At 66.6% G+C, this 19,473-nt stretch carries 24 protein-coding genes; 17 read left to right on the top strand and 7 right to left on the bottom strand.

Annotated features, from left to right (window positions below):
* Window positions 1-87: 87 nt before the first annotated feature.
* From BG61_RS01690 to BG61_RS01680, 3 genes are all read right to left on the bottom strand, one after another.
* Window positions 88-336: a pentapeptide MXKDX repeat protein gene (locus tag BG61_RS01690; RefSeq protein ID WP_035941456.1), complete on the bottom strand. Its 249-nt coding sequence runs from the start codon at window positions 334-336 to the stop codon at window positions 88-90.
* 81 nt (window positions 337-417) lie between these two features.
* Entirely contained in the window at window positions 418-1,212 is a 795-nt protein-coding gene (locus BG61_RS01685; RefSeq protein ID WP_035941454.1) for a molybdopterin-dependent oxidoreductase, read from the bottom strand.
* A 43-nt stretch (window positions 1,213-1,255) separates the two neighbouring features.
* Window positions 1,256-1,882 (bottom strand): cytochrome b/b6 domain-containing protein, encoded by a 627-nt coding sequence (locus tag BG61_RS01680; protein ID WP_035941452.1) that lies wholly within the window; start codon window positions 1,880-1,882, stop codon window positions 1,256-1,258.
* Window positions 1,883-2,080: 198 nt separating this feature from the next.
* Here BG61_RS01680 and BG61_RS01675 point away from each other — a divergent pair, with 198 nt between their 5' ends.
* The 5 genes from BG61_RS01675 (at window position 2,081) to rfaE2 (ending at window position 6,070) form a co-directional block, all read left to right on the top strand.
* A complete protein-coding gene (locus tag BG61_RS01675) occupies window positions 2,081-2,665 on the top strand; it encodes a sigma-70 family RNA polymerase sigma factor (RefSeq protein ID WP_035941450.1) in 585 nt (194 codons plus the stop codon).
* Complete coding sequence (locus tag BG61_RS01670; protein ID WP_035941448.1) at window positions 2,665-2,862, top strand: anti-sigma factor family protein; 198 nt, start codon at window positions 2,665-2,667, stop codon at window positions 2,860-2,862. Before BG61_RS01675 ends, BG61_RS01670 begins: the two co-directional genes overlap by 1 nt.
* A gap of 132 nt (window positions 2,863-2,994) precedes the next feature.
* A complete protein-coding gene (locus tag BG61_RS01665) occupies window positions 2,995-3,963 on the top strand; it encodes a MerR family transcriptional regulator (protein WP_035941447.1) in 969 nt (322 codons plus the stop codon).
* A gap of 491 nt (window positions 3,964-4,454) precedes the next feature.
* Window positions 4,455-5,330, top strand: coding sequence for a ferritin family protein (locus BG61_RS01660; protein WP_035941446.1), 876 nt, complete (start codon window positions 4,455-4,457; stop codon window positions 5,328-5,330).
* A 245-nt stretch (window positions 5,331-5,575) separates the two neighbouring features.
* The gene (gene rfaE2 / locus BG61_RS01655; protein WP_035941445.1) at window positions 5,576-6,070 is read left to right on the top strand and encodes a D-glycero-beta-D-manno-heptose 1-phosphate adenylyltransferase; all 495 of its coding nucleotides are present in this window, start codon (window positions 5,576-5,578) and stop codon (window positions 6,068-6,070) included.
* Window positions 6,071-6,087: 17 nt separating this feature from the next.
* Here rfaE2 and BG61_RS01650 read toward each other — a convergent pair whose 3' ends face one another.
* The 3 genes from BG61_RS01650 to BG61_RS01640 are packed head-to-tail and all read right to left on the bottom strand — an operon-like array spanning window position 6,088 to window position 8,043.
* Window positions 6,088-6,324 (bottom strand): hypothetical protein, encoded by a 237-nt coding sequence (locus BG61_RS01650; RefSeq protein ID WP_035941443.1) that lies wholly within the window; start codon window positions 6,322-6,324, stop codon window positions 6,088-6,090.
* 13 nt (window positions 6,325-6,337) lie between these two features.
* Window positions 6,338-7,138: a type III pantothenate kinase gene (locus BG61_RS01645; RefSeq protein ID WP_035941442.1), complete on the bottom strand. Its 801-nt coding sequence runs from the start codon at window positions 7,136-7,138 to the stop codon at window positions 6,338-6,340.
* A complete protein-coding gene (locus BG61_RS01640; protein WP_035941441.1) occupies window positions 7,135-8,043 on the bottom strand; it encodes a biotin--[acetyl-CoA-carboxylase] ligase in 909 nt (302 codons plus the stop codon). Before BG61_RS01640 ends, BG61_RS01645 begins: the two co-directional genes overlap by 4 nt.
* A gap of 124 nt (window positions 8,044-8,167) precedes the next feature.
* On the opposite strand from BG61_RS01640, the gene BG61_RS01635 reads away from it, so the two are divergent.
* The 10 genes from BG61_RS01635 to BG61_RS01590 all read left to right on the top strand — a co-directional run bounded on the left by BG61_RS01635 (window position 8,168) and on the right by BG61_RS01590 (window position 17,087).
* Window positions 8,168-9,295, top strand: coding sequence for an MlaE family ABC transporter permease (locus tag BG61_RS01635; protein ID WP_035941440.1), 1,128 nt, complete (start codon window positions 8,168-8,170; stop codon window positions 9,293-9,295).
* The gene (locus tag BG61_RS01630; RefSeq protein ID WP_035941439.1) at window positions 9,295-10,164 is read left to right on the top strand and encodes an ABC transporter ATP-binding protein; all 870 of its coding nucleotides are present in this window, start codon (window positions 9,295-9,297) and stop codon (window positions 10,162-10,164) included. Before BG61_RS01635 ends, BG61_RS01630 begins: the two co-directional genes overlap by 1 nt.
* Window positions 10,165-10,232: 68 nt before the next feature.
* On the top strand, window positions 10,233-11,192 hold the full coding sequence (locus BG61_RS01625) for an MlaD family protein (protein ID WP_035941438.1): 960 nt from the start codon (window positions 10,233-10,235) through the stop codon (window positions 11,190-11,192).
* 103 nt (window positions 11,193-11,295) lie between these two features.
* Window positions 11,296-11,937, top strand: a complete 642-nt coding sequence (locus BG61_RS01620; RefSeq protein WP_035941437.1) for an ABC-type transport auxiliary lipoprotein family protein — start codon at window positions 11,296-11,298, stop codon at window positions 11,935-11,937.
* A 49-nt stretch (window positions 11,938-11,986) separates the two neighbouring features.
* The gene (locus BG61_RS01615; protein WP_035941435.1) at window positions 11,987-13,168 is read left to right on the top strand and encodes a VanZ family protein; all 1,182 of its coding nucleotides are present in this window, start codon (window positions 11,987-11,989) and stop codon (window positions 13,166-13,168) included.
* Between the two features lie 28 nt (window positions 13,169-13,196).
* Entirely contained in the window at window positions 13,197-13,532 is a 336-nt protein-coding gene (locus BG61_RS01610) for a (2Fe-2S) ferredoxin domain-containing protein (protein ID WP_035941433.1), read from the top strand.
* Window positions 13,533-13,549: 17 nt separating this feature from the next.
* Complete coding sequence (locus BG61_RS01605) at window positions 13,550-14,176, top strand: alpha/beta hydrolase (protein ID WP_035941431.1); 627 nt, start codon at window positions 13,550-13,552, stop codon at window positions 14,174-14,176.
* Between the two features lie 402 nt (window positions 14,177-14,578).
* Complete coding sequence (locus BG61_RS01600) at window positions 14,579-15,805, top strand: D-alanyl-D-alanine carboxypeptidase family protein (RefSeq protein WP_035941430.1); 1,227 nt, start codon at window positions 14,579-14,581, stop codon at window positions 15,803-15,805.
* A gap of 53 nt (window positions 15,806-15,858) precedes the next feature.
* Complete coding sequence (locus tag BG61_RS01595) at window positions 15,859-16,785, top strand: D-amino acid aminotransferase (protein ID WP_035941428.1); 927 nt, start codon at window positions 15,859-15,861, stop codon at window positions 16,783-16,785.
* Between the two features lie 11 nt (window positions 16,786-16,796).
* Entirely contained in the window at window positions 16,797-17,087 is a 291-nt protein-coding gene (locus BG61_RS01590) for a DUF493 family protein (protein ID WP_035941427.1), read from the top strand.
* Here BG61_RS01590 and BG61_RS01585 read toward each other — a convergent pair.
* A complete protein-coding gene (locus tag BG61_RS01585; protein ID WP_035941426.1) occupies window positions 17,071-18,024 on the bottom strand; it encodes a transcriptional regulator GcvA in 954 nt (317 codons plus the stop codon). The two genes, BG61_RS01590 and BG61_RS01585, sit on opposite strands and share 17 nt — an antisense overlap.
* A 252-nt stretch (window positions 18,025-18,276) precedes the next feature.
* Between BG61_RS01585 and BG61_RS01580 the strand changes: the two genes are divergently transcribed.
* Window positions 18,277-18,603 carry a DUF2917 domain-containing protein gene (locus BG61_RS01580; RefSeq protein WP_035941425.1) on the top strand — a complete coding sequence of 109 codons (327 nt, stop codon included), beginning with the start codon at window positions 18,277-18,279 and terminating at the stop codon, window positions 18,601-18,603.
* Window positions 18,604-18,698: 95 nt separating this feature from the next.
* Window positions 18,699-19,472: a lipoyl(octanoyl) transferase LipB gene (lipB, locus tag BG61_RS01575; protein WP_035941423.1), complete on the top strand. Its 774-nt coding sequence runs from the start codon at window positions 18,699-18,701 to the stop codon at window positions 19,470-19,472.
* The last annotated feature ends 1 nt before the right edge of the window (window position 19,473 follow it).

Genomic DNA, 19,473 nt, shown 5'->3' with positions numbered 1-19,473 from the left:
GCCACGGTGTCTGCCACCGTGTCCGCAGGTAGGTGAGGCGACCTCTGGAAAGCGCGGCGCGAGGCGCGCGCCGCGCTTTCCGAAGCCTTACTGCTTCATCGGCGACGATGCGGCGTGGTCCATGCTCATCGCGTCCTTCTTCATGCCGTCGTGCGGCTTTTTCATCGCGTCTTTCGACATGGCGTCTTTCGACATGGCGTCTTTCGACATCGAGTCCTTCGACATCGCGTCCTTCGACATCGAATCGTGGGACATCGCGCCGCTCTGCTGAGCGAACGCCAGCGAGCCAGTCAGAGCGAGCGTTGCAGCCATTGCTGCGGTCACAAAGAATTTCATTTCAACCTCGTTTTTGTATCAAAGCAATCCGGTCCAGCCGGGGCGAATCGAAGATCCGTCGCGTCGATCGAGTTCGGCGCGTCAGGAGCCTCCGAACCAGTTGTATCCCTGATCGACCCAATAGCCGCCGGGGAACGTGTTGGTGACAAAAATCTCCATGACGTGCTTCGGATTCTTGTAGCCGAGCTTGGTCGGCATCCGCAGCTTCATCGGATATCCGTATTTCACCGGCAGCGTTTCGCCGTCGTAGGTGAAGGTGAGGAGCGTCTGCGGATGCAGCGCCGTCGCCATGTCGATGCTTTCGTAATAGTCGTCCGCGCACTTGAAGCCGACGTACTTCGCGCTCGTATCCGCGCCCACGCGCTTCAGGAATTCCGAGAACGGCGTGCCGCCCCAGCGGCCGATCGCGCTCCAGCCTTCCACGCAGATGTGCCGCGTGATCTGCTCGGCGTGCGGCAGCGCGTAGAGCTCGGTCAGCGTCCAGGCCCGCCCGCTCGCGACCAGCCCGCTCACCTTCAGGCGAAAGTCGTCGCCGTCGACCACGGGGGCTTTGTCCACGCCGTAGAACGCGTTGAACGGAAACGGCCGTGTCATTTCGGCACGGGTGTAGGTCGGCGCGAGGCGGTTCGGGTCGAAAAGCCACCCCTGCACGCCGTCGTTCAGGCGCGATACGCGGGCAAGGAAGGTCTCGACCGACTTGTTGTCGGAAAGACTGCAGCCGGTCAGCATCGCAAGTCCGCCGAGCGATATCAGCTGCTTGCCGAAGAGCCGCCGCGAAGGCATCTTCAGTTCGCGCCGCGCGTCGATTAGGAGCAATTCGCGGTCGAGTTCCGGCGCGATCAGGCTGGCCTTGCGGCCGGGTTCGTCGAATTTCATGGTGAGGTCCTCGATGTACTGTCTTGTCGCGCGGGCGTGGCGTTCAGCGTCCGCGAATCATCGTGAGCAGCGAGCGCGGCACGAGCGCGACCATCGCCACATGCACGACGATGAAGCCGACGATCAGCGCCATCGCGCAGAAGTGGACGACGCGCGCTCTGTCGTAGCCGCCCATCAGCTCGCGCAGCAGCGGGAACTGCACGGATTTCCAGATCACGAGCCCGGACAGCACGAGCACGACGAGGTCCACGATTGCGACGAGATACGCGAGCTTCTGCACCGCGTTGTAGCGGCTGAGATCGTCGTGCGTCAGGTGGCCGGTGAGCGCGAGCCGCAGATCGTTCAGGACCGCGCGCGGCGACAGCGGCAGGAACTTGCGCGCGAAACGGCCGGTGACCGCGTTCATCACCAGATAGAAGATGCCGTTGAAGAACAGCAGCCACATGGCGGCGAAGTGCCATTGCAGCGCGCCGCCGAGCCAGCCGCCCATCGTGATGCCCACGGGAATCATGAAGCCCTTGAACACGGGCGACGCATCATAGATGCGCCATCCCGAGAGGATCATCACAACCACGGCCACCGCATTGAGCCAATGCGAAATCCGCAGCCAGATGGGCTGAATGGTGCGGGCGTGTCCGGGCGAGCCGTCGTGCGAATGTTGCGCGGTCATTTCCGTTTCCTTTAAGCTGTATCGTGCTGCAGCGTGATGGGTTGCTGTTTAGTCGCACGGCGGTCCGGCGCATTACATCGTCGGGAAAAGAATCTTATCGGCGGGCGGTTTCGGCCCCCACGGTCCTGTTACGAAACGTTGCGTTTGCCCGGGCGCTCTTTCAAATTGCTGACGTAAAGCAATCCTTGCTGTCTTCTCATGAGTGAACTCACTTCAATCGGCTTTAATCCCGATCTCGGGCGTCTGCGCGACATGCTGCTGCGTTTTGCGATCCTGCAACTGCGCGATCGCACCGAAGCCGAGGATGCGGTTCAGGAAGCGATGCTCGCGTCGGTGGCGCGCATCGGTGAATTTCGCGGCCAGGCACAGTTCAGTACCTGGGTTTTCGCGATTCTCAAGAACAAGATCATCGACACGTTTCGCTCACGAGCGCGCAATACCGCGGCACGCGTCTACGAGGACGAGCTCCCGGCGGATGCCTTCGATGCCCTTTTCACCGACCACGGCCACTGGAAGAAGGAAGATCGTCCGTCGCCGTGGGGCGACCCCGAGGCGACGCTCGCACAGAACCAGTTCTGGACCGTGTTCCAGGTGTGCCTCGACAACCTGCCGCCCGCGACCGCGCGCGTTTTCATGATGCGCGAGTTCCTCGACGTATCGGTCGACGACGTGTGCATCGAGCTCGCCATCACGAAATCCAATTGCGGCGTGATCCTGCATCGCGCGAAGATGGCGCTGAGGCTGTGCCTGCAGAACCGCTGGTTCGACGAAAAGGGTGAGTGATGCTCAACTGCAAGGAAGCGACCCGGCTGATGTCGGATGAAATGGACGAGCGGCCGACGCTGCACGAGCGCAATCGCCTGCGCCTGCATCTGATCACCTGCAGCGGCTGCCGCAACTACCGGCGCGATCTGCAGCTGCTGCGGCGCGCGTGCCGCTCGATGGTCCAGCGTACCATCGACGTCTCATCAGACGAATGACGAAAGTTTGTCTAACCCTTGGAAGAATCTCGTCTATGATGGAAACGTCCTGTACGGGCGCTTTTCCGTATTAAATAAGACGCATACCCGATTTGCCCGGCTGCACAACCTGGTCAATTTCGCGTTTTGTCCATGACAAACCCATCAGAGTCGAATCCCGGCACCGCCAGCCACGACGAGGCGTTTTCACCCGCGCTCTCGGGTATCGGCATTGGCGCGATCGCGCATGAAATCGGCCTCACGAAGGATACGCTGCGCGTGTGGGAGCGCCGCTACGGCTTTCCGCAGCCGTCACGCTCGGCGGGCGGCGAGCGTCTCTACCCGCAGGAGCAGGTGACCAAGCTCAGGCTCGTCAAGCGCCTGCTCGACGCCGGGCACCGGCCGAGCAAGGTGCTCGCCCAGTCGATCGAGGTGTTGCAGCAGCTGGCGGAGTCGTCGGGCGTGGGGCAGGATGCGCCGGATACCGAGCTGGATCACCTCGTCGCGCTCCTGCGCGCGGGCGCTTACGACGATTTCCGCTTCGAACTCCTCAAGCGCGCGACCCGCGACGGGCTCGAGCGCTTCGTGATCGATGTCGCGGCGCCGCTGTCCGCGCGGGTCGGCAACGCGTGGGCGGCGGGAACGCTGCAGGTCTACCACGAGCACCTGTTCAGCGAGGCGATGCAGGTGACGCTGCGCACGCTGCTGCGCCCGCTCTCCGACGCGCTGCGCGGGCGCGGCGGCAAGCCGCGCATGCTGCTCACCACGCTGAGCGGCGAGAGCCACGGGCTCGGCATCCTGATGGCAGAGGCGATGTTCTCGCTCGCGGAGTGCGAGTGCATCGGGCTCGGGCCGCAGACGCCGCTGCACGACATCGTCAACGCGGTGACCGCGCACGACGTGGATATTGTCGCGCTCTCATTCACTGCCGTGATGCCGGCGCAGGCCATTGCGAGCGGGCTTGGCGAACTGCGCCATCTGTTGCCGCCCGAGGTGCAGATCTGGGTGGGCGGCAGCAGTCCGGCGCTGCGCCGCAAGCTTCAGGACGGTGTCACGCACGTGCCCGGACTTACCCCGATCGACGATGCCGTCGCGCAATGGCGTCAGGCCGCCGTGCTATGATCGATAAGGCTTTCGCGCCGGCTGGCGGCGGTTTCTGACTCGCCACGCGGCGGCGCAAGGCGTACGCAAGCGGAATGCGGCGCAGGCGCAACAGCGGCACCGCGACACAACGCGACACACGAATGTCACTTATGTCACTTAAGGCGCGCGCCATGCGGATCGCACGGCTGTAATGCGCGGCAGGCATGCTGCGCATTCGGCGCGGATGCGCCATGCGTCGGCTTTGACTTCGTTCATACCTCAGGCACAGGTTTCGCTCCTCACCCACGGTTGAAAAAAACGCAACGTCGCACTGGAAGTGCGGTGTTCCTGCAACGGGCAAAATGTCGCAGGGCATCGCGGCAGGCGCTGATTGCGGTTTTATCGCGTTTGGGCGTCTGATTCCCGCGTAAAATTGAAAGCTTGGTTGCTCGGCGCGTGAGCCCTCGCGCGCCGGGCCGAAAGTAACTACAGACATAATGTCGCACTAAGTGGCAGATCAGGGGTGGACTATGAACACCATGCTTTATCCGGAACTTTATAAATCGCTGGAATCGGTCCGTTGGGATATGGAGAAGGACATCCCCTGGGACAAGTTCGATGCGTCCCTGCTCACCGACGAGCAGGCGAAGACCATCAAGATGAACGCGATCACCGAATGGTCCGCACTTCCCGCAACCGAGATGTTCCTGCGCGATAACCACCACGACAGCGATTTCTCCGCGTTCATGAGCGTGTGGTTCTTCGAGGAGCAGAAGCATTCGCTCGTGCTGATGGAGTACCTGCGGCGTTTCAAGCCGGATATGGTCCCGTCGGAGGAGGAACTGCACGCGGTCCGCTTCGAGTTCGATCCGGCGCCCCCGCTCGAAACGCTGATGCTGCACTTCTGTGGCGAGATTCGCCTGAACCACTGGTATCGCCGTGCCGCCGAGTGGCACACGGAGCCCGTGATCAAGCACATCTACGAGACCATCTCGCGCGATGAAGCCCGCCACGGCGGCGCGTATCTGCGCTACATGAAGAAGGCGATGGCGCAGGCGGGCGACACCGCGCGCGCGGCGTTCGCGAAGATCGGCGTGCTGATGGCGTCGGCGCGGCGCACCGAAAAGCCGTTGCACCCGACCAATCTGCACGTCAACCAGGCGCTCTTTCCGCGCGACACGATCCAGTCGCGCCTGCCGGACCCGGAATGGCTCGAGCGCTGGCTCGACGACCAGATCCGCTTCGACGACAGCTGGGAAAAGAAGGTGGTCGAGCGGATTCTGCACAACCTGTCGCTTTTGTTCGAACGCTCGTTCGTGACCGCGCAGGAACTGAACCGCTATCGCAAGGAAGTGGTGCAGCGCATCCAGGCTGCGCCGGGATCGGCCGGCCAGCAGCCGGCCTGAATCCGCATTTTTCGCAAGACTGCGGGACAGAAAAAACCCGCCGGACTGAGTCCGGCGGGTTTTTTTTAGCGCGCGTGTTCGGGGCGCTTGAGCCGCGCAAGCCGCGCGAGCCCGAGAACCTCCGCCGCGTCGGGAAAAGGGGCGTCCGTTCCCGGACGCCGGCCACGCGATTGCGCCAGCCGGCCCGGCCGCGCGAACGCTCGTGGCAAAATGCGCCCTGTTCCAATCCTTCAACGAGCGCCGCGATGCCCGCCATTTTCGAACGCAAGATCACCACACGCGACGCACTCGCAGCCCTTCGCCCGACGCTCTCCGGCCCGGTCGTGTTCACGAACGGCGTCTTCGACATCCTGCATCGCGGCCATGTCACGTATCTCGCCGACGCCAAGGCGCTCGGCGCGACGCTGATCGTCGGCGTGAACAGCGATGCGTCGGTGCGCACGCTCGGCAAGGGCGACGACCGCCCGATCAACCGGGAAGACGACCGCATGGCGCTGCTCGCGGCGCTGGAAAGCGTCGACTGGGTCGTGAAATTCGAGGAAACGACGCCCATCGAGCTGATCGGCGCACTGCGCCCCGACGTGCTCGTCAAGGGCGGCGACTACGACATGGACAAGCTCGCCGAATCGGCGCTCGTGCGCAGCTGGGGCGGCAAGGCGCTCGCCATCGCGTTCGAGCACGACCGGTCGACAACCGCGCTTCTGAAGAAAGTGCGAGCCGCGAACCAAGAGGCGGACTGAACGGCGAACCGGGACCGCTACTGCCCGAGCGGCGACGATGTCACCGGCGCCGCGGGCGCCGGGCCGCCCACCACCGGCTGGTCGGCTTCCTCGGCGCGCAGCGCACGGGTCGTCAGCCATTCGGGATGCACCTGCTGCAGCAGGTGATGCGGCTCGCGGGCTCCCGCCGACGGCAACGGCCCGAACCCGCCGTGCGCCACGGCGAACATCAGCAGATTGGCCAGTACCAGAAACGCGATCAGCCAGCGCAGCATGTCGGATGCTCCGTCAGGAAAGGGTGCACGCCGCCGGCTCCCGCGCGATCAGCGCGAGCCCGGACAGCACGAGTGAGTCATGGCGCGTGTGCGGCACGCGCAGCACGCCGGCAATCTCGCTTGCCGCGCCGCCGCCGAGGACGAGCCGCACGTCCGCTTGCCAGTCGGCGCGCAGGTCCTGCCACGCGCGCTCGATCAGCCCCGCCTGCGCGAGCAGGCATCCCGACGACAGCGCCGTGCGCGTATCGGTGGCGAATGCGCTGCGGGCTGTGTCGAGCGCGCGGCGGGCGGAATCGGCGTTGAGCGTCGGCAACTGCGCGGTGTGGGTGCCGAGCGAATGCATCATCAGCGACCAGCCCGGCGCGATCAGCCCGCCCGTGAACGTGCCGTCGGCGCAGAGCGCCTCGAGCGTCGTCGCGGTGCCGAAGGTCGCGATCAGCAGGTTTTCGCCGGGAAACGCGGCGCGGGCGCCGATGAGCCCGGCCCACCGGTCGCTGCCGAGCGCCGACGGTTCTTCATAGCAATTCGTCACGCCGCACTGGCGCGCCTGGGCGCGAATGGTCGTGCGCGGCAGGCCGGGCCAGCGGGCGTCGATCAGCCGGTCGATGCGCCGCGCCACCGCGTCCCCTGCGACGTTGGATATCCACGCGTCCAGCGGCTTCGGCAGGGCGGACCACTCGGGCACGGCCGTGTCGGTGGCGTCCGCCCGTTCGTGCTCGAACGCGCCGCCGGGCGCCGCGCCGTCGTCCGCGATCAGCGACCACTTGATCCGGCTGTTGCCCGCGTCGATCAGCAGACGCGCCGCCGCGTTCACGGACGCTGCTCCGCGAGCCGCAGCGTGACGTCGCCGGTCGCGGCGGTGCGCAAGCCAGCGGGCGTGTCGATCTGCAACTGGCCGTTGTCGTCGACGCCCGTCGCGACGCCGCGCGCCACTTCCACGCCCTGTTCGAGCAGCACGACTTCCTGGCCCGTGTAGGCGTGCGCCGCGAGCCACGGCTGGCGAAACGGCCGAAAACCCTCGGCTTCGAAGCGCTCGAGGGTCACATCGAGTGCGTTGAGGAGCGCGGCGAGCGTATCGGTGAGATTGGCGTTGGGCCAGGCCCGCGACAGCGCCGTCGGCGCATTGCCCGGCGCGAGGCTGCTCGCGTGGCGGTTCGCCTCGTCGACCTGCGCGGCGAGCTCGGCCGCGCCGTGCAGGTTGATGCCGATGCCGATCACGACGGCCGTCGCCTGCGGGGTGTTCCAGGCCGTCTCGATCAGGATGCCGGCGAGCTTGCCGTCGTCGATCAGGACGTCGTTCGGCCACTTGAGCGCGAGTCGCGCCGATGCCGAGAGCGGCAGGGTGGCGAGCGCATCGAGCACGGCGGTGCCCACCGCGAGGCTCAGGCCCGCGAGCCCCTCGATCGGCCGTTGCAACACGCACGCGGTCGAAAAAAGCAGCGCATTGCCCGGCTGCGCAACCCACGGACGCCCGCGCCGCCCGCGCCCCGCCGTCTGCGAGTACGCGACGCGCACGAGCGGCGCGGCCGGCGCACCGGCCGGCGCTGCCCGCGGCAGTTCTTTCATCCGCGCCATCAGGTCCGCATTGGTGGACCCGGTTTCATCGACGATTTCGACCGGCCAGCCGCGCACCGGGCGCGCGGCCAGCAGTGTTGCGAGCCGCTCGCGGTCGATGCGCCACGGGGCGTCGAGCGGAAAGGACGATTGAGCTGAGTTCATGACCCTATTGTAGCGGGATGCCGCCGAACGCCAATCCCAACGGCGCTTTCGACCGTATGTGCCCAATGCGCCGACCAACCTTCGCTACAATGTCTTCTCCCTTTCCCCCGAGCGATTTCCTTCCTTGAACTTCGACACTCCGCCCCGACTGCGAGTGGAAGCCGGTAAGCAGGGCAAGGTGGTCCGGCTCTCCGGCCAGTGGACGGCGCTCGCCCTCGCGCGTGACCGGGCGAAGAGCGGCGTCACGCGGCGCTTGCGCGCGATCGGCAGGGAAGCCATTCCAAACTGGGATCTGCTCGCGATCGAGCGGCTCGATCACGTCGGCGGCCAGGCGCTGTGGCGCATCTGGGGCCGGCGCATGCCGGCGGTCGTGGCGCTGTCGGATACGCAGCGCGAGATATTCGAGCGCGTCGCGCTCCTCGATGCCGAGCGCGAGGAGCCGGAACCCGTCGATCGCACGAATCCGGTCACGCGCTTCGGCCTGCTGCTGTTTTCGTTCTTCGAGCACCTGCACGGCGGCCTTGCGATGTTCGGCGGCTTCGTGCTCGACCTGATCGGCCTCGTGCGGCGCCCGAAGCGCGTTCCGTGGACGGAAATCTCGGCCAACATCTACAGCGCCGGCACCCAGGCGCTCGCGATCACGGCGCTCGTCGCGTTCCTGATCGGCATCGTGCTGAGCTACCTGTCCGCGCAGCAATTGCGCGTATTCGGCGCGAACCAGTACATCGTGAACATTCTCGGGTTGTCGGTGATTCGGGAACTCGGGCCCGTGCTGTCCGCGATTCTCGTCGCGGGCCGCTCGGGGTCGGCAATCACCGCGCAGATCGGCGTGATGCGCGTGACCGAGGAACTCGATGCGATGCAGGTCATGGGCATCCCCCACGGCCTGCGCCTCGTGCTGCCGCGCGTGATCGCGCTCGGCATCGCGATGCCGCTGCTGGTAATGTGGACCAACATCGTCGCGCTTTCCGGCGGCGCGCTCGCGGCGAAGCTCGTGCTTTCCATCGACGTGTCGTTCTTCGTGCGGTCGCTGCCGAGCGTCGTGCCGATCGCCAACCTGTGGATCGGGCTCGGCAAGGGCGTCGTGTTCGGCATGCTGATCGCGCTCGCCGCGTGCCACTTCGGCTTTCGCATCAAGGCGAATTCGCAGAGCCTCGGCGAAGGCACGACCACCTCGGTGGTCACCTCGATCACGATCGTGATCCTCGCGGACGCCGTGTTCGCGATCCTCTTCCAGAACGTGGGGCTCTGATGTCGACGACGCTTGCCACCGCAGTTCGCCACCAGCCGCCGCCCGTCATCGCGGAGCCGGTCATCGAAGTCGTGGACGTCACGAAGCGCTATGGCCGCACGGTGATCCACGAGCATCTGAACCTGCAGGTGCGGCGCGGCGAGATCGTGGCGCTGCTCGGCGGCTCCGGCTCCGGCAAGACGACGCTCGTGCGGCAGATTCTCGGGCTGGAATCGCCGAGTTCGGGCCGGATCCGCGTGCTCGGCGAGGAGTGGGCGAACATGGACACCGAGACCGCGCGCATCCTGCGCACGCGCTCCGGCATGATGTTCCAGCAGGGCGCTCTGTTTTCGTCGCTGTCGGTGTACGACAACATCGCGCAGCCGTTTCGCGAGCTCGGCAAGATTCCGGAGGACCTGATCCGCGAGTTTGTGATGCTGAAGTTGGAAATGGTCGGGCTGTCGTGCAAGCACGCGAGCAAGATGCCCGCGGCGCTCTCGGGCGGCATGATAAAGCGCGTGGGCATCGCGCGGGCGATTGCGCTCGAGCCCGAACTGCTCTTTCTCGACGAACCGACCGCCGGGCTCGACCCGAAGGCGTCCGATGAGTTCGTCGACCTGATCGCCACGCTGCATCGCGCGCTCGGCCTGACGGTCGTCATGGTGACGCACGATCTCGATACGATGGTCGCGCTCTCCACGCGCGTCGCGGTGCTGGCCGACCGGCGCGTGCTGGTCGCCGCGCCCGTGGAGGAGGCCGTGGCGGTCGATCATCCGTTCATCCGCGAATATTTCCTCGGCCGGCGCGGGCGGCGCGCGCTGCAGGCGCTGCCGTCCGAGCGGCGCGCGAGGCTGCCGGCCGTCGCGCTGGAAGAAGCGCCGCTCGATTGAAATGACGCGCGTGCGGGCGCATGCAAGCGCATAAAGAGCAAAGAAAGGGAACGAAGAGGAACCTGTCGATGGAAAACAAATCCCATGCGTTCTGGGCCGGGCTGTTCACTATTGCGCTCGCAACGGCGATCGGGCTGACGGTGTTCTTTTTCAACGTCGATCGCACGGTGCGCGTGCCGTATGACCTGATCGCGCGCACCAACGTGACGGGGCTCTTCACCGATGCCGCCGTGCGCTACCGCGGGCTCGGCGTGGGCAAGGTGGAGTCGATCCGGTTCGACCGGGCGCATCCGGGGCAGATCCGCATCCGGATCCTCGTCGACAAGAACGCGCCGATGACGCACTCCACCTTCGCCACGCTCGGCTTTCAGGGCGTGACGGGCATCGCGTTCGTGCAGCTCGACGACACCGGCCGCGACACGCGCGCGCTGCCGTCGTCGGCGAAGGACGTGGCCGAGGTGCCGATGCGCCCGGGCATCTTCGACCAGTTGCAGCAGCGCGGCGACGTGATCCTGCGCAAGTTCGAGCGCCTCGCCGACGACGCGGACAGGTTCCTGTCGGACGACGTGCGCGAGCAGCTGATGCAGACCACGAAGAGCCTGAAGGGCGCCGCCGACGGCATCGCGACGCTCGCGAGCCAGGTCGGACCGGCGACCGCGCGCTTGCCGCAGACGCTGACTCAACTGGACAAGGCGCTCGCGTCGACGAACGTGCTGATCCAGAGCCTGAACCGGCCGGACGGACCGTTCGTGATGAACCTGAACAAGGCGGGCACGGCGGCGGAGCAGGCGGGCACGGCGCTCGCCGACATCAATGACTCGCTGCGCGAGGTGACCGCGCGCGTCGGCTACGAGACGCTGCCGCGCGTCAATTCGTTCGCGGACGACGTCAGCAGCGCGGCACGCTCGATCGACCGCGCCGCCGACACGTTCAGCACGAATCCGCGCAGCGTGCTGTTCGGCGCGCCGGCGCAGGCGCCCGGGCCGGGCGAGCCGGGGTTCACCTGGCCCGCGAACCCGAAGCCCTGAGGCGCGGGGGCACTGCGGCACGGCCCGGAAAGGCCGTGCCATCCGTCTGGAAATCCGGCGGACCGGAGTTTGACGTTTCGACGCATTGAAGAAAGGAACTGTAATGCCACACACGATCTTGCAGGCGATGCGCGCGGCGCCGCGCCGCGGCCTTCCGGTGCTGATCCTCGCGCTGTCGGCGGCAGTGCTCGCCGGCTGCGCGTCGGGGCCGCCCGCGGCGGTGTCGAACATCCGCTACGATCTCGGCGCGCCCGCGCAGATCGGCACCCCCGGCAACCTGCCGCCGGTGAAGGTGCTCGCGGTGAGCGCGCCGCGCGCCCTCGATACCGACGCGTTCATCTACCGGCTCAAATACGCCGACGCGCAGCGCACCGGCAGCTATTCGAACAGCCACTGGACGATGCCGCCCGCGCAATTGCTCACGCAGCGCCTGCGCGAGGCGCTGTCGGCGCGCGGACCCGTGCTCACGGGCGCGGACCCGGTGCGCGCGCCGCTCCTGCAGGCCGAGCTGATCGGCTTCGAGCAGGTATTCGATGCGCCGGACCAGAGCCACGGCCTCGTGTCGGTGCGCGCGACGCTCTCGCAGCAGGGCCGCGTGGTGGGCCAGCGCACGTTCGTCGCGCGCGCGCCCGCCAGTACCGGCGACGCCGCCGGCGGCGCGCAGGCGCTTGCCGCCGCCTCTGACGACCTCATCGCGCAGATGACCGCCTGGCTCGGCGTGCAGCCGCTCGTCGCCTCGAAATGACGGGGCGCTTGGCCGCCGTGCCACGGCGCGCGGTGCGCACGGGCCGCGCATGATCCTCAAGCAGTGGCAGCGCCGCCCGTCGGCGTTTTCGCGGCAGGCGCTCGCCGCGTATGCGGCGCTCGTCGTGTATGGGTCGCTCTATCCGTTTTCCGGCTGGCGCTCGCTCGGCCTCGGGCCGTTCGCGTTTCTCACCGATCCGATCCCCCAGTACGTGACGGCATTCGATGTCGTCACGAACGTGCTCGGCTACGTTCCGCTCGGCGCGCTGATCGCGCTCGCGCTCCATCCGCGCTGGCGCGGCGCGCTCGCGGTGTGCCTCGCGTTCCTGGGCGGCGCGCTCCTGTCCGGCGCGATGGAGGCGATCCAGACCTATCTGCCGACGCGCGTCGCGTCGAACCTCGATCTCGCCGCGAACGCGCTCGGCGCGCTGATCGGCGGCGCGCTGACGGCGCCCGCGACGAGCATGCTGCTCGATCGCGGCCTGCTGCGGCGCATACGCTTCACGTGGTTCGAGCGCGACGCCACGTACGTGATCGGCCTCTCCGCGTTGTGGCCGTTCGCGATCATGTTTCCCACGCCGTTCCTGTTCGGCGTCGGCGACCTGCCGCATGTGCTGTGGGACGGGCTCGATCCCTCGATGCAGGATGCGATCCTCGCGTGGACGCCCGCCGCGTGGGACGTCCCGAGCTGGCCCGACGACTTCGGCGCGCTTCTGCCCGATGACTCGTGGGAAGCGCTGATCACGTCGTGCAGCCTGTTCACGGCGCTCGTGCTCGCGACGCTGCGCATGCGCGAGCGCGCGCCGCGCATGCGGCTGATGCTCGGGCTCGTCGCAGCGACGCTCGGCGCGAAGGCGGGCGCGTCGTTCCTGCAGTCCCGCGCGGGCCTGACCTTCGACTGGGCAACGGACGGCGCGCTCGAAGGCATCGCGATCGGCACGGTGGCGGGCATGCTCTCGCTGTCGCTGCCGCGCGCGCTGCGCGCCGCGTTTGCGGGCATCGCGCTCGTGATCTCGCTCGTGCTCGTGAACCTGCTGCCGGTGAATCCGTACTTCGACATCGTGCTCGCCGACTGGCGGCAGGGGCGCTATCTGCATTTCAACGGGCTTGCGCACTGGCTCGCGTGGGTCTGGCCGTATGCGGCGCTCGGCTGGCTCGCGTCGGCGGCGGAGCACGCGTGGCTCGCGCGGCGCCGCGGCGGCCACGGCGGTGACAGGCGTCGCTCGCTATAATCGACGGACACACCCATCACCGACGCTCATGGAACCCTTCTACAAGTATCACGTGTTCTTCTGCCTGAACCAGCGCGATGCCGATGCGCCGCGGCCTTGCTGCGCGAACTGCAACGCGCAGGCGATGCAGGAGCACGCCAAGAAACGCGTGAAGCAGCTCGGGCTCGCGGGCGACGGCAAGGTCCGCATCAATAAGGCGGGGTGCCTCGAGCGCTGCGAACTCGGGCCGGTGGTGGTCGTGTATCCGGAGGGCACGTGGTACACGTACGTGGATGAAAGCGATATCGACGAAATCGTGGACTCGCATCTTGTGAACGGCAAGATCGTCGAGCGGCTTCTGATCGACCAACCGGCGTCCGCCTGAGCGCGCCTCGTGAACGCATGAACGCACAAACCGAAAAATTCCTGATTGACGGCCCCGCGGGCAAGATCGAAGTGGCGCTCGACCGCGCGGACGGCACGCCGCGCGGCATCGCGCTCGTCGCGCATCCGCATCCGCTTTTCGGCGGCTCGATGGACAACAAGGTCGCGCAGACTCTGGCGCGCACCCTCGTGCAGCTCGGCTACACGACGTATCGCTCGAATTTTCGCGGCGTCGGCGCGACCGCGGGCGAGCACGACAAGGGCATCGGCGAGCGCGACGACCTGCGCGCGGTGATCGCGCACATGCAGGCGCAGCCCGGGCAGGCCGACGCGCCGCTCGTGCTGGCTGGCTTCTCGTTCGGCACGTTCGTGCTCTCGCACGTGGCGAAGCAGTTGCGCGAGGCCGGGCAGCCCATCGAGCGGATGGTGTTCGTCGGCACGGCGGTGAGCAACTGGGACGTGGCCGAGGTGCCGGAAAACACGCTCGTCATTCACGGCGAAGTCGACGACACGGTGCCGATCGCCTCGGTCTACGACTGGGCGCGGCCGCAGGAGCTGCCGGTCGTCGTAATTCCCGGCGGCGAGCATTTTTTTCACCGCAAGCTGCACATCCTGAAGCGCGTGATCGTCGACGCCTGGCGCTGACGCACGGGCGGGCCACGAAATGCGGCGCAGGCGATTCGCTCGCCCGCGCCGTTTTCGTTTGCGCGCGGGGAAAAACGCGAATCCGCGCCACAGTAGGCCGTTTTCGCGTCGAGGCGGTATCGGGCGGCGCGTATAATGTCGCAGACTTTTACGCTGCAACCTGACCGTTCAGCGATCGATCTGGCGCCCGGCGCGGCCTTCGCCCCGCCTCGGCGCCGCTTGAGAACCGATCGCGCGGCCATCTGTCCAACGAGCGCTTTTTCGGGGCACCCGCGGTACGTCCGCTGCCCGAGCGAAACAACGCGCCCGACCGGCCCGACGGTCCGCCTGTTCAACCCGCGCCTCGCCGATTACAAAAAGACGTCGACGAAGCGCCGAAGCCTTTTCTGCCAACCCGATCCTATGCGCTTTTCCCCTTCCGGCCTGTCCTTCTTCGTCCCCGAGTCACATCAACGCGCATTGCATCGCGCCGTCACCACGGCAATCGTGCTCCCCGCGACGCTCGCCGCGGCCAGCGCGTTCGGGCAGGTGCCGCCGCCCGAGGTGACCGCGCGCTCGTGGGTGCTCGTCGACGCCACCAGCAACCAGGTGCTTGCCTCCGGCAATCCGGACGAGCGCGTCGAACCGGCGTCCCTCACCAAGCTGATGACGGCGTATCTCGTCTTCGACGCGCTGAAGTCGAAGAAGATCAACATGGACCAGACGGTGATGCCGAGCGAGTCCGTGCGCCGCGTGCGCACCGACGAGTCGCGCATGTTCGTCGAGGCGAACAAGCCGGTGACGGTCCACGATCTCGTGTACGGCATGATCGTGCAGTCGGGCAACGACGCCGCGATCGCGCTCGCGGAACTGGTCGGCGGCAGCGAGTCGAACTTCGTCGCGCTGATGAACGCGGCCGCGAAGAACATCGGCATGAAGAACACGCACTACGCCGACGTGAACGGCATGCCCGATCCGCAGCACTACACCACGGCGGGCGATCTCTCGGTGCTCTCCACGCGCCTGATCCGCGACTTCCCCGAGTATTACGACATCTTCTCGGTGAAGGACTTCACCTACAACAAGATCCGCCAGCCGAACCGCAACCGCCTGCTGTGGCTCGATCCGACCGTTGACGGCCTGAAGACCGGCCACACCAAGGCGGCCGGCTACTGCCTCATCGCCACGGCGAAGCGTCCGCTCACGGGCGTGCCCGACGCGAACCGGCGCCTGGTGGCGGTGATGATGGGCGAGCCGAAAGAGCACAACCGCGTGCAGGACAGCCTGAAGATGCTGAACTACGGCTACACCGCCTACGATGCGCTGCGGCTCTACAAGGCAGATCAGGTGATCGAGTCGCCGCGCATCTACAAGGGCGCCGAGAACAACGTGAAGGCGGGCGTCGCGACCGATCAGTACATCACCGTGCCGAAGGGCATGGGCGACAAGGTCAAGCCGACCGTGACGCACAACCCGCTCATCGTCGCGCCGGTGAAGAAGGGCCAGCAGATCGGCACCGTCAAGATGATGGCGGACGGCAAGGAAGTCGCGCAGTTCCCGCTCGTCGCGCTGCAGGACGTGCCGGAGGCGGGCATCGTCGGGCGCCTGTGGGACTCGGCGCTCCTGATGTGGGAAAAGCGCAAGCAGTGAGCGCAAGCGAAGCGTCAAGCAACATGAGCAACAGGCAATGAGGAGCCGCCGCGATGAGCCAGCCAGGAAGCGTTGAAGCCGATCCCGTCGTCTATCTGAACGGCGAATGGGGGCCGTTGTCCGAAGCGCGCATTCCGGTGCTCGATCGCGGCTTCATTTTCGGCGACGGCGTCTATGAAGTCGTGCCGCTCTATGCCACGCCGGGCGGCCGCGCGCCGTTCAGGCTCGCCGCGCATCTCGCGCGGCTCTCGCGCAGCCTCGGCAAGATCCGTATCGACAATCCGCTCGACGACGCCGGATGGCGTTCGCTGATCGCGCGTGCGATCGACGCGAATCAGGGCGAAGGCGACGCGCTCGTCTACATTCAGGTGACGCGCGGTGTCGCAAAGAAGCGCGGCCACGCGTTTCCGGCCGGGCTCACGCCGACCGTCTTCATGATGGTCACGCCGCTCACGTTCCCGAGCGACGCGAGCCGCGCCAAGGGCGCGAGCGCCGTGACCGCCGAGGACAAGCGCTGGCTGCATTGCGATATCAAGTCGGTGTCGCTGCTCGGCAACGTGCTGATGGCGCAGCATGCCGTCGAACACGATGCGCTGGAAACGATCCAGTTGCGCGACGGCCTCCTGACCGAGGGGTCGTCGTCGAACGTGTGGGTCGTGAAGGACGGCCGGCTTGCCGGCGCGCCGCGCGGGCCGCGCATTCTGGAAGGCATTCGCTACCGGCTCGTCGAGGAACTGGCGGCGGAGTCGGGCGTTGCGTTCGAGGAGCGCGACATCACCGAAGCCGAACTGCGCGCCGCCGACGAAATCATGATCAGCTCGGCTACCAAGGAAGTCATGCCGATCACCCTGCTGGACGGCAAGCCAGTCGGGACCGGCCGCCCCGGCGCGGTCTATGCTGCACTGTATGAGGCCTACCAGCGGGCGAAGGCGCGCGAACTGCATGAATGGTCCGAGCGCGGTCCGGGCGCGCCCAAGTGAAGGAGAAAGCCATGACGACCCCCGACAAACCCGAAACCCCCGACGCCGACGCGCTGTTCAATTTTCCCTGCGACTTTCCGATCAAGGTGATGGGCAAGACGCACCCGGAATTTCAGGACACGATCGTCACGGTGATCCGCCAGTTCGACGGCGAATTCGACGTGACGCGCATCGAGACGCGGCCGTCGTCCGGCGGCAACTACACCGGCCTCACCGTTACCGTGCGCGCGCAGAGCCGCGCCCATCTCGACGACATCTATCGCGCGCTGACCGGCCATCCGATGGTCAAGATCGTACTTTGACCTGCGCGGCGGGCGCATCGCACGCGGCCGGCGTGCGCTCGTAGATCAGCCTGAACTGCTCGGACTCGCTGAAAATCCACGCGCGGAACGCCTGCACGCGCGCCGTTTGCAGGAGCGCCGGCGGACAGACGAAAAAATAGGTCCACGGGCTCGGCCCGTCGACGTTGAAAAGCCGCACGACCCGCCCCGCCACGATTTCGTGCATCGCGAGCGAGCGGCGCACGAGCGCGATCCCCTGGCGATCGATCGCGGCCTGCAGCAGATTCGACGAATCCTCATATAAAACACCCCTTTTCGGCTCGACCATGTCGGCGAGCCCGGCGGTGTCGAACCATGGCCGCCACAGTTCGTCGCTCGAACGCAGGAGCTGGAGGTTCGCGAGATCGGCGGGCGTGCGGGGCAGCTTGCCGTCGTTGTAGTCCGGTGCGCAGACGGGGAAAAACACCTCGTCGAGCAGCTTCTCCACGTGCAGCCCCGCATATTTCCCCTGGCCGAAGCGGATCGCGACATCGACGTCGTCGCGCGTGAAATCGGTGAGCGCGTTCGTCGACAGCAGCTCGAGGTCGATTTCCGGGTGCCTTTCGATAAACCCGCCGATGCGCGGCGTCACCCAGCGCGCCGAAAACGACGACTGCAGCGACACGACGAGCCGCCGGTCGCGGTCGCCCGAGCGCACCTGGCGCGTGGCTTCGGCGAGCGTGACGAGTGCCGCGCGCACGTCGGATGCGTACTGGCGGCCTCCGTCGGTCAGGCGCACGCGCTTGCCGTCGCGGGTGAAAAGCGCCACGCCGAGCTCGGCTTCGAGCGCGCGAATCTGGTGGCTCACGGCGCCATGGGTGACGAAGAGCTCGTCGGCGGCACGCGAGAAGCTCTCGTGGCGCGCGGCGGCTTCGAAGGCGCGCAGCGCGTTGAGGGCGGGGAGGTGGCGGAGGTCCATGAATGGGTCGGTCTGCGGTTTGACGTCGCTATTGGTGTGGACCAACGTGGATTAGGTCCACCTGGGAGCAACCATGAGAACCGTCAATATTCACGAGGCGAAAACGCTTTTTTCAAGGCTCGTCCTAGCCAGAGGTTCCGCTGGATCGCTTGCTAATATATCTCACATAGCCGTGAAAATTGCTCGTTTTGCCGGGAGCCATATGGGGCATACGATTGTAGCCATCGAAACCACTCCCTGGCGGAGCCGATCATGCGAGAAATTTCCACAAGCGTTACCTTCGAGGTCAAGCCCGGCGAAACCGTACCGATGAGGATCGTGCGCGGCACGCGGCTGACCGTGCACGGCGCGGCGGTCTGGGCAACCCGCAGCAACGACACCGAAGACTACTGGCTTGCCCCCGGCGACAAGCTCAAGCTGCGCGAGCGCGAGCGTCTCTGGCTGAGCGTGGAGGGGGATCGGCCGGCGCACGTCGTCTTCACGATCGTGCCGCGCTGCGACCAGCGCGCGATGACGTGGCTCGCGGCCAGCATGGAGCGGCTCGCCGCGCGCTTCCGCTCCGGCTGGCGGACGGTGTGACGCTGCGATGCGATGGCGGGCGAGCTTCGGCCGACGCCATCGTCGCGCCTGAACCCCCGGCGGGCGCCGCACGATTTCGGTAAACTACCGGGACAATGTCCGCCACGCCGCTCATCTCCCCGCTGAACCCCGATCCCGCCGCCGGGAGCGCTCCGCGCTCCGGCGCGCAGCCCGTCACGGTGCGCTGGCGCGGGCTCGAACCCTACACCGACAGCTTCGACGCGATGCGCGCGTTCACCGCCGCCCGCACGCCCGACACCCCCGATGAAATCTGGCTCGTCGAGCATCCGCGCGTGTTCACGCTCGGTCTCGCCGGCGATCCGGCGCACCTGCTGATCGCCGACAGCGGCATTCCGCTCGTCAAGGTCGATCGCGGGGGCCAGATCACGTATCACGGGCCGGGGCAGGTGGTTGCGTATCTGCTGCTCGACTTGCGCCGCCGAAGGCTGATGGTCCGCGAACTCGTCTCGCGGATCGAGGCGGCCGTGATCGACACGCTGGCGTCGTATAATCTCGCAACCGACCGTAAGGCTGGCGCCCCGGGAATCTACGTGGCGCACCCGCAGCAGGGCGGAGCCGATGCCCGGCTCCACGCGCTGCACGAAGGCGCGAAGATCGCCGCGCTGGGCCTCAAGATCCGCAACGGCTGCAGCTACCACGGCGTAAGTCTCAACGTGAAGATGGACCTGCAACCGTTTCTCGCGATCAATCCATGCGGCTACGCGGGACTCGAAACAGTCGACATGGCGACGCTCGGCGTCGCGGCCGGCTGGAACGAAGTGGCCGGGCGCCTTGCAGAACGTCTTACCCTCCACATCGACGGCATTTCCGCAGCCGCCGCTCAACCGCAGGACGGCCTGACCGTCTGAA

This window comes from Caballeronia glathei, from assembly GCF_000698595.1.
Lineage (GTDB): Bacteria > Pseudomonadota > Gammaproteobacteria > Burkholderiales > Burkholderiaceae > Caballeronia > Caballeronia glathei.
The sequence above is the reverse complement of the archived record's forward strand: the minus strand, read 5'-3'. Positions and strand labels throughout refer to the sequence as shown.

Bases quoted from the DNA above. Each gene is read 5' to 3' on its own strand.
- BG61_RS01690 (WP_035941456.1), bottom strand. From the start codon at position 336: ATGAAATTCTTTGTGACCGCAGCAATGGCTGCAACGCTCGCTCTGACT.
- BG61_RS01685 (WP_035941454.1), bottom strand. From the start codon at position 1,212: ATGAAATTCGACGAACCCGGCCGCAAGGCCAGCCTGATCGCGCCGGAA.
- BG61_RS01680 (WP_035941452.1), bottom strand. From the start codon at position 1,882: ATGACCGCGCAACATTCGCACGACGGCTCGCCCGGACACGCCCGCACC.
- BG61_RS01675 (WP_035941450.1), top strand. From the start codon at position 2,081: ATGAGTGAACTCACTTCAATCGGCTTTAATCCCGATCTCGGGCGTCTG.
- BG61_RS01670 (WP_035941448.1), top strand. From the start codon at position 2,665: ATGCTCAACTGCAAGGAAGCGACCCGGCTGATGTCGGATGAAATGGAC.
- BG61_RS01665 (WP_035941447.1), top strand. From the start codon at position 2,995: ATGACAAACCCATCAGAGTCGAATCCCGGCACCGCCAGCCACGACGAG.
- BG61_RS01660 (WP_035941446.1), top strand. From the start codon at position 4,455: ATGAACACCATGCTTTATCCGGAACTTTATAAATCGCTGGAATCGGTC.
- rfaE2 (WP_035941445.1), top strand. From the start codon at position 5,576: ATGCCCGCCATTTTCGAACGCAAGATCACCACACGCGACGCACTCGCA.
- BG61_RS01650 (WP_035941443.1), bottom strand. From the start codon at position 6,324: ATGCTGCGCTGGCTGATCGCGTTTCTGGTACTGGCCAATCTGCTGATG.
- BG61_RS01640 (WP_035941441.1), bottom strand. From the start codon at position 8,043: ATGAACTCAGCTCAATCGTCCTTTCCGCTCGACGCCCCGTGGCGCATC.
- BG61_RS01630 (WP_035941439.1), top strand. From the start codon at position 9,295: ATGTCGACGACGCTTGCCACCGCAGTTCGCCACCAGCCGCCGCCCGTC.
- BG61_RS01625 (WP_035941438.1), top strand. From the start codon at position 10,233: ATGGAAAACAAATCCCATGCGTTCTGGGCCGGGCTGTTCACTATTGCG.
- BG61_RS01620 (WP_035941437.1), top strand. From the start codon at position 11,296: ATGCCACACACGATCTTGCAGGCGATGCGCGCGGCGCCGCGCCGCGGC.
- BG61_RS01615 (WP_035941435.1), top strand. From the start codon at position 11,987: ATGATCCTCAAGCAGTGGCAGCGCCGCCCGTCGGCGTTTTCGCGGCAG.
- BG61_RS01610 (WP_035941433.1), top strand. From the start codon at position 13,197: ATGGAACCCTTCTACAAGTATCACGTGTTCTTCTGCCTGAACCAGCGC.
- BG61_RS01605 (WP_035941431.1), top strand. From the start codon at position 13,550: ATGAACGCACAAACCGAAAAATTCCTGATTGACGGCCCCGCGGGCAAG.
- BG61_RS01600 (WP_035941430.1), top strand. From the start codon at position 14,579: ATGCGCTTTTCCCCTTCCGGCCTGTCCTTCTTCGTCCCCGAGTCACAT.
- BG61_RS01595 (WP_035941428.1), top strand. From the start codon at position 15,859: ATGAGCCAGCCAGGAAGCGTTGAAGCCGATCCCGTCGTCTATCTGAAC.
- BG61_RS01590 (WP_035941427.1), top strand. From the start codon at position 16,797: ATGACGACCCCCGACAAACCCGAAACCCCCGACGCCGACGCGCTGTTC.
- BG61_RS01585 (WP_035941426.1), bottom strand. From the start codon at position 18,024: ATGGACCTCCGCCACCTCCCCGCCCTCAACGCGCTGCGCGCCTTCGAA.
- BG61_RS01580 (WP_035941425.1), top strand. From the start codon at position 18,277: ATGCGAGAAATTTCCACAAGCGTTACCTTCGAGGTCAAGCCCGGCGAA.
- lipB (WP_035941423.1), top strand. From the start codon at position 18,699: ATGTCCGCCACGCCGCTCATCTCCCCGCTGAACCCCGATCCCGCCGCC.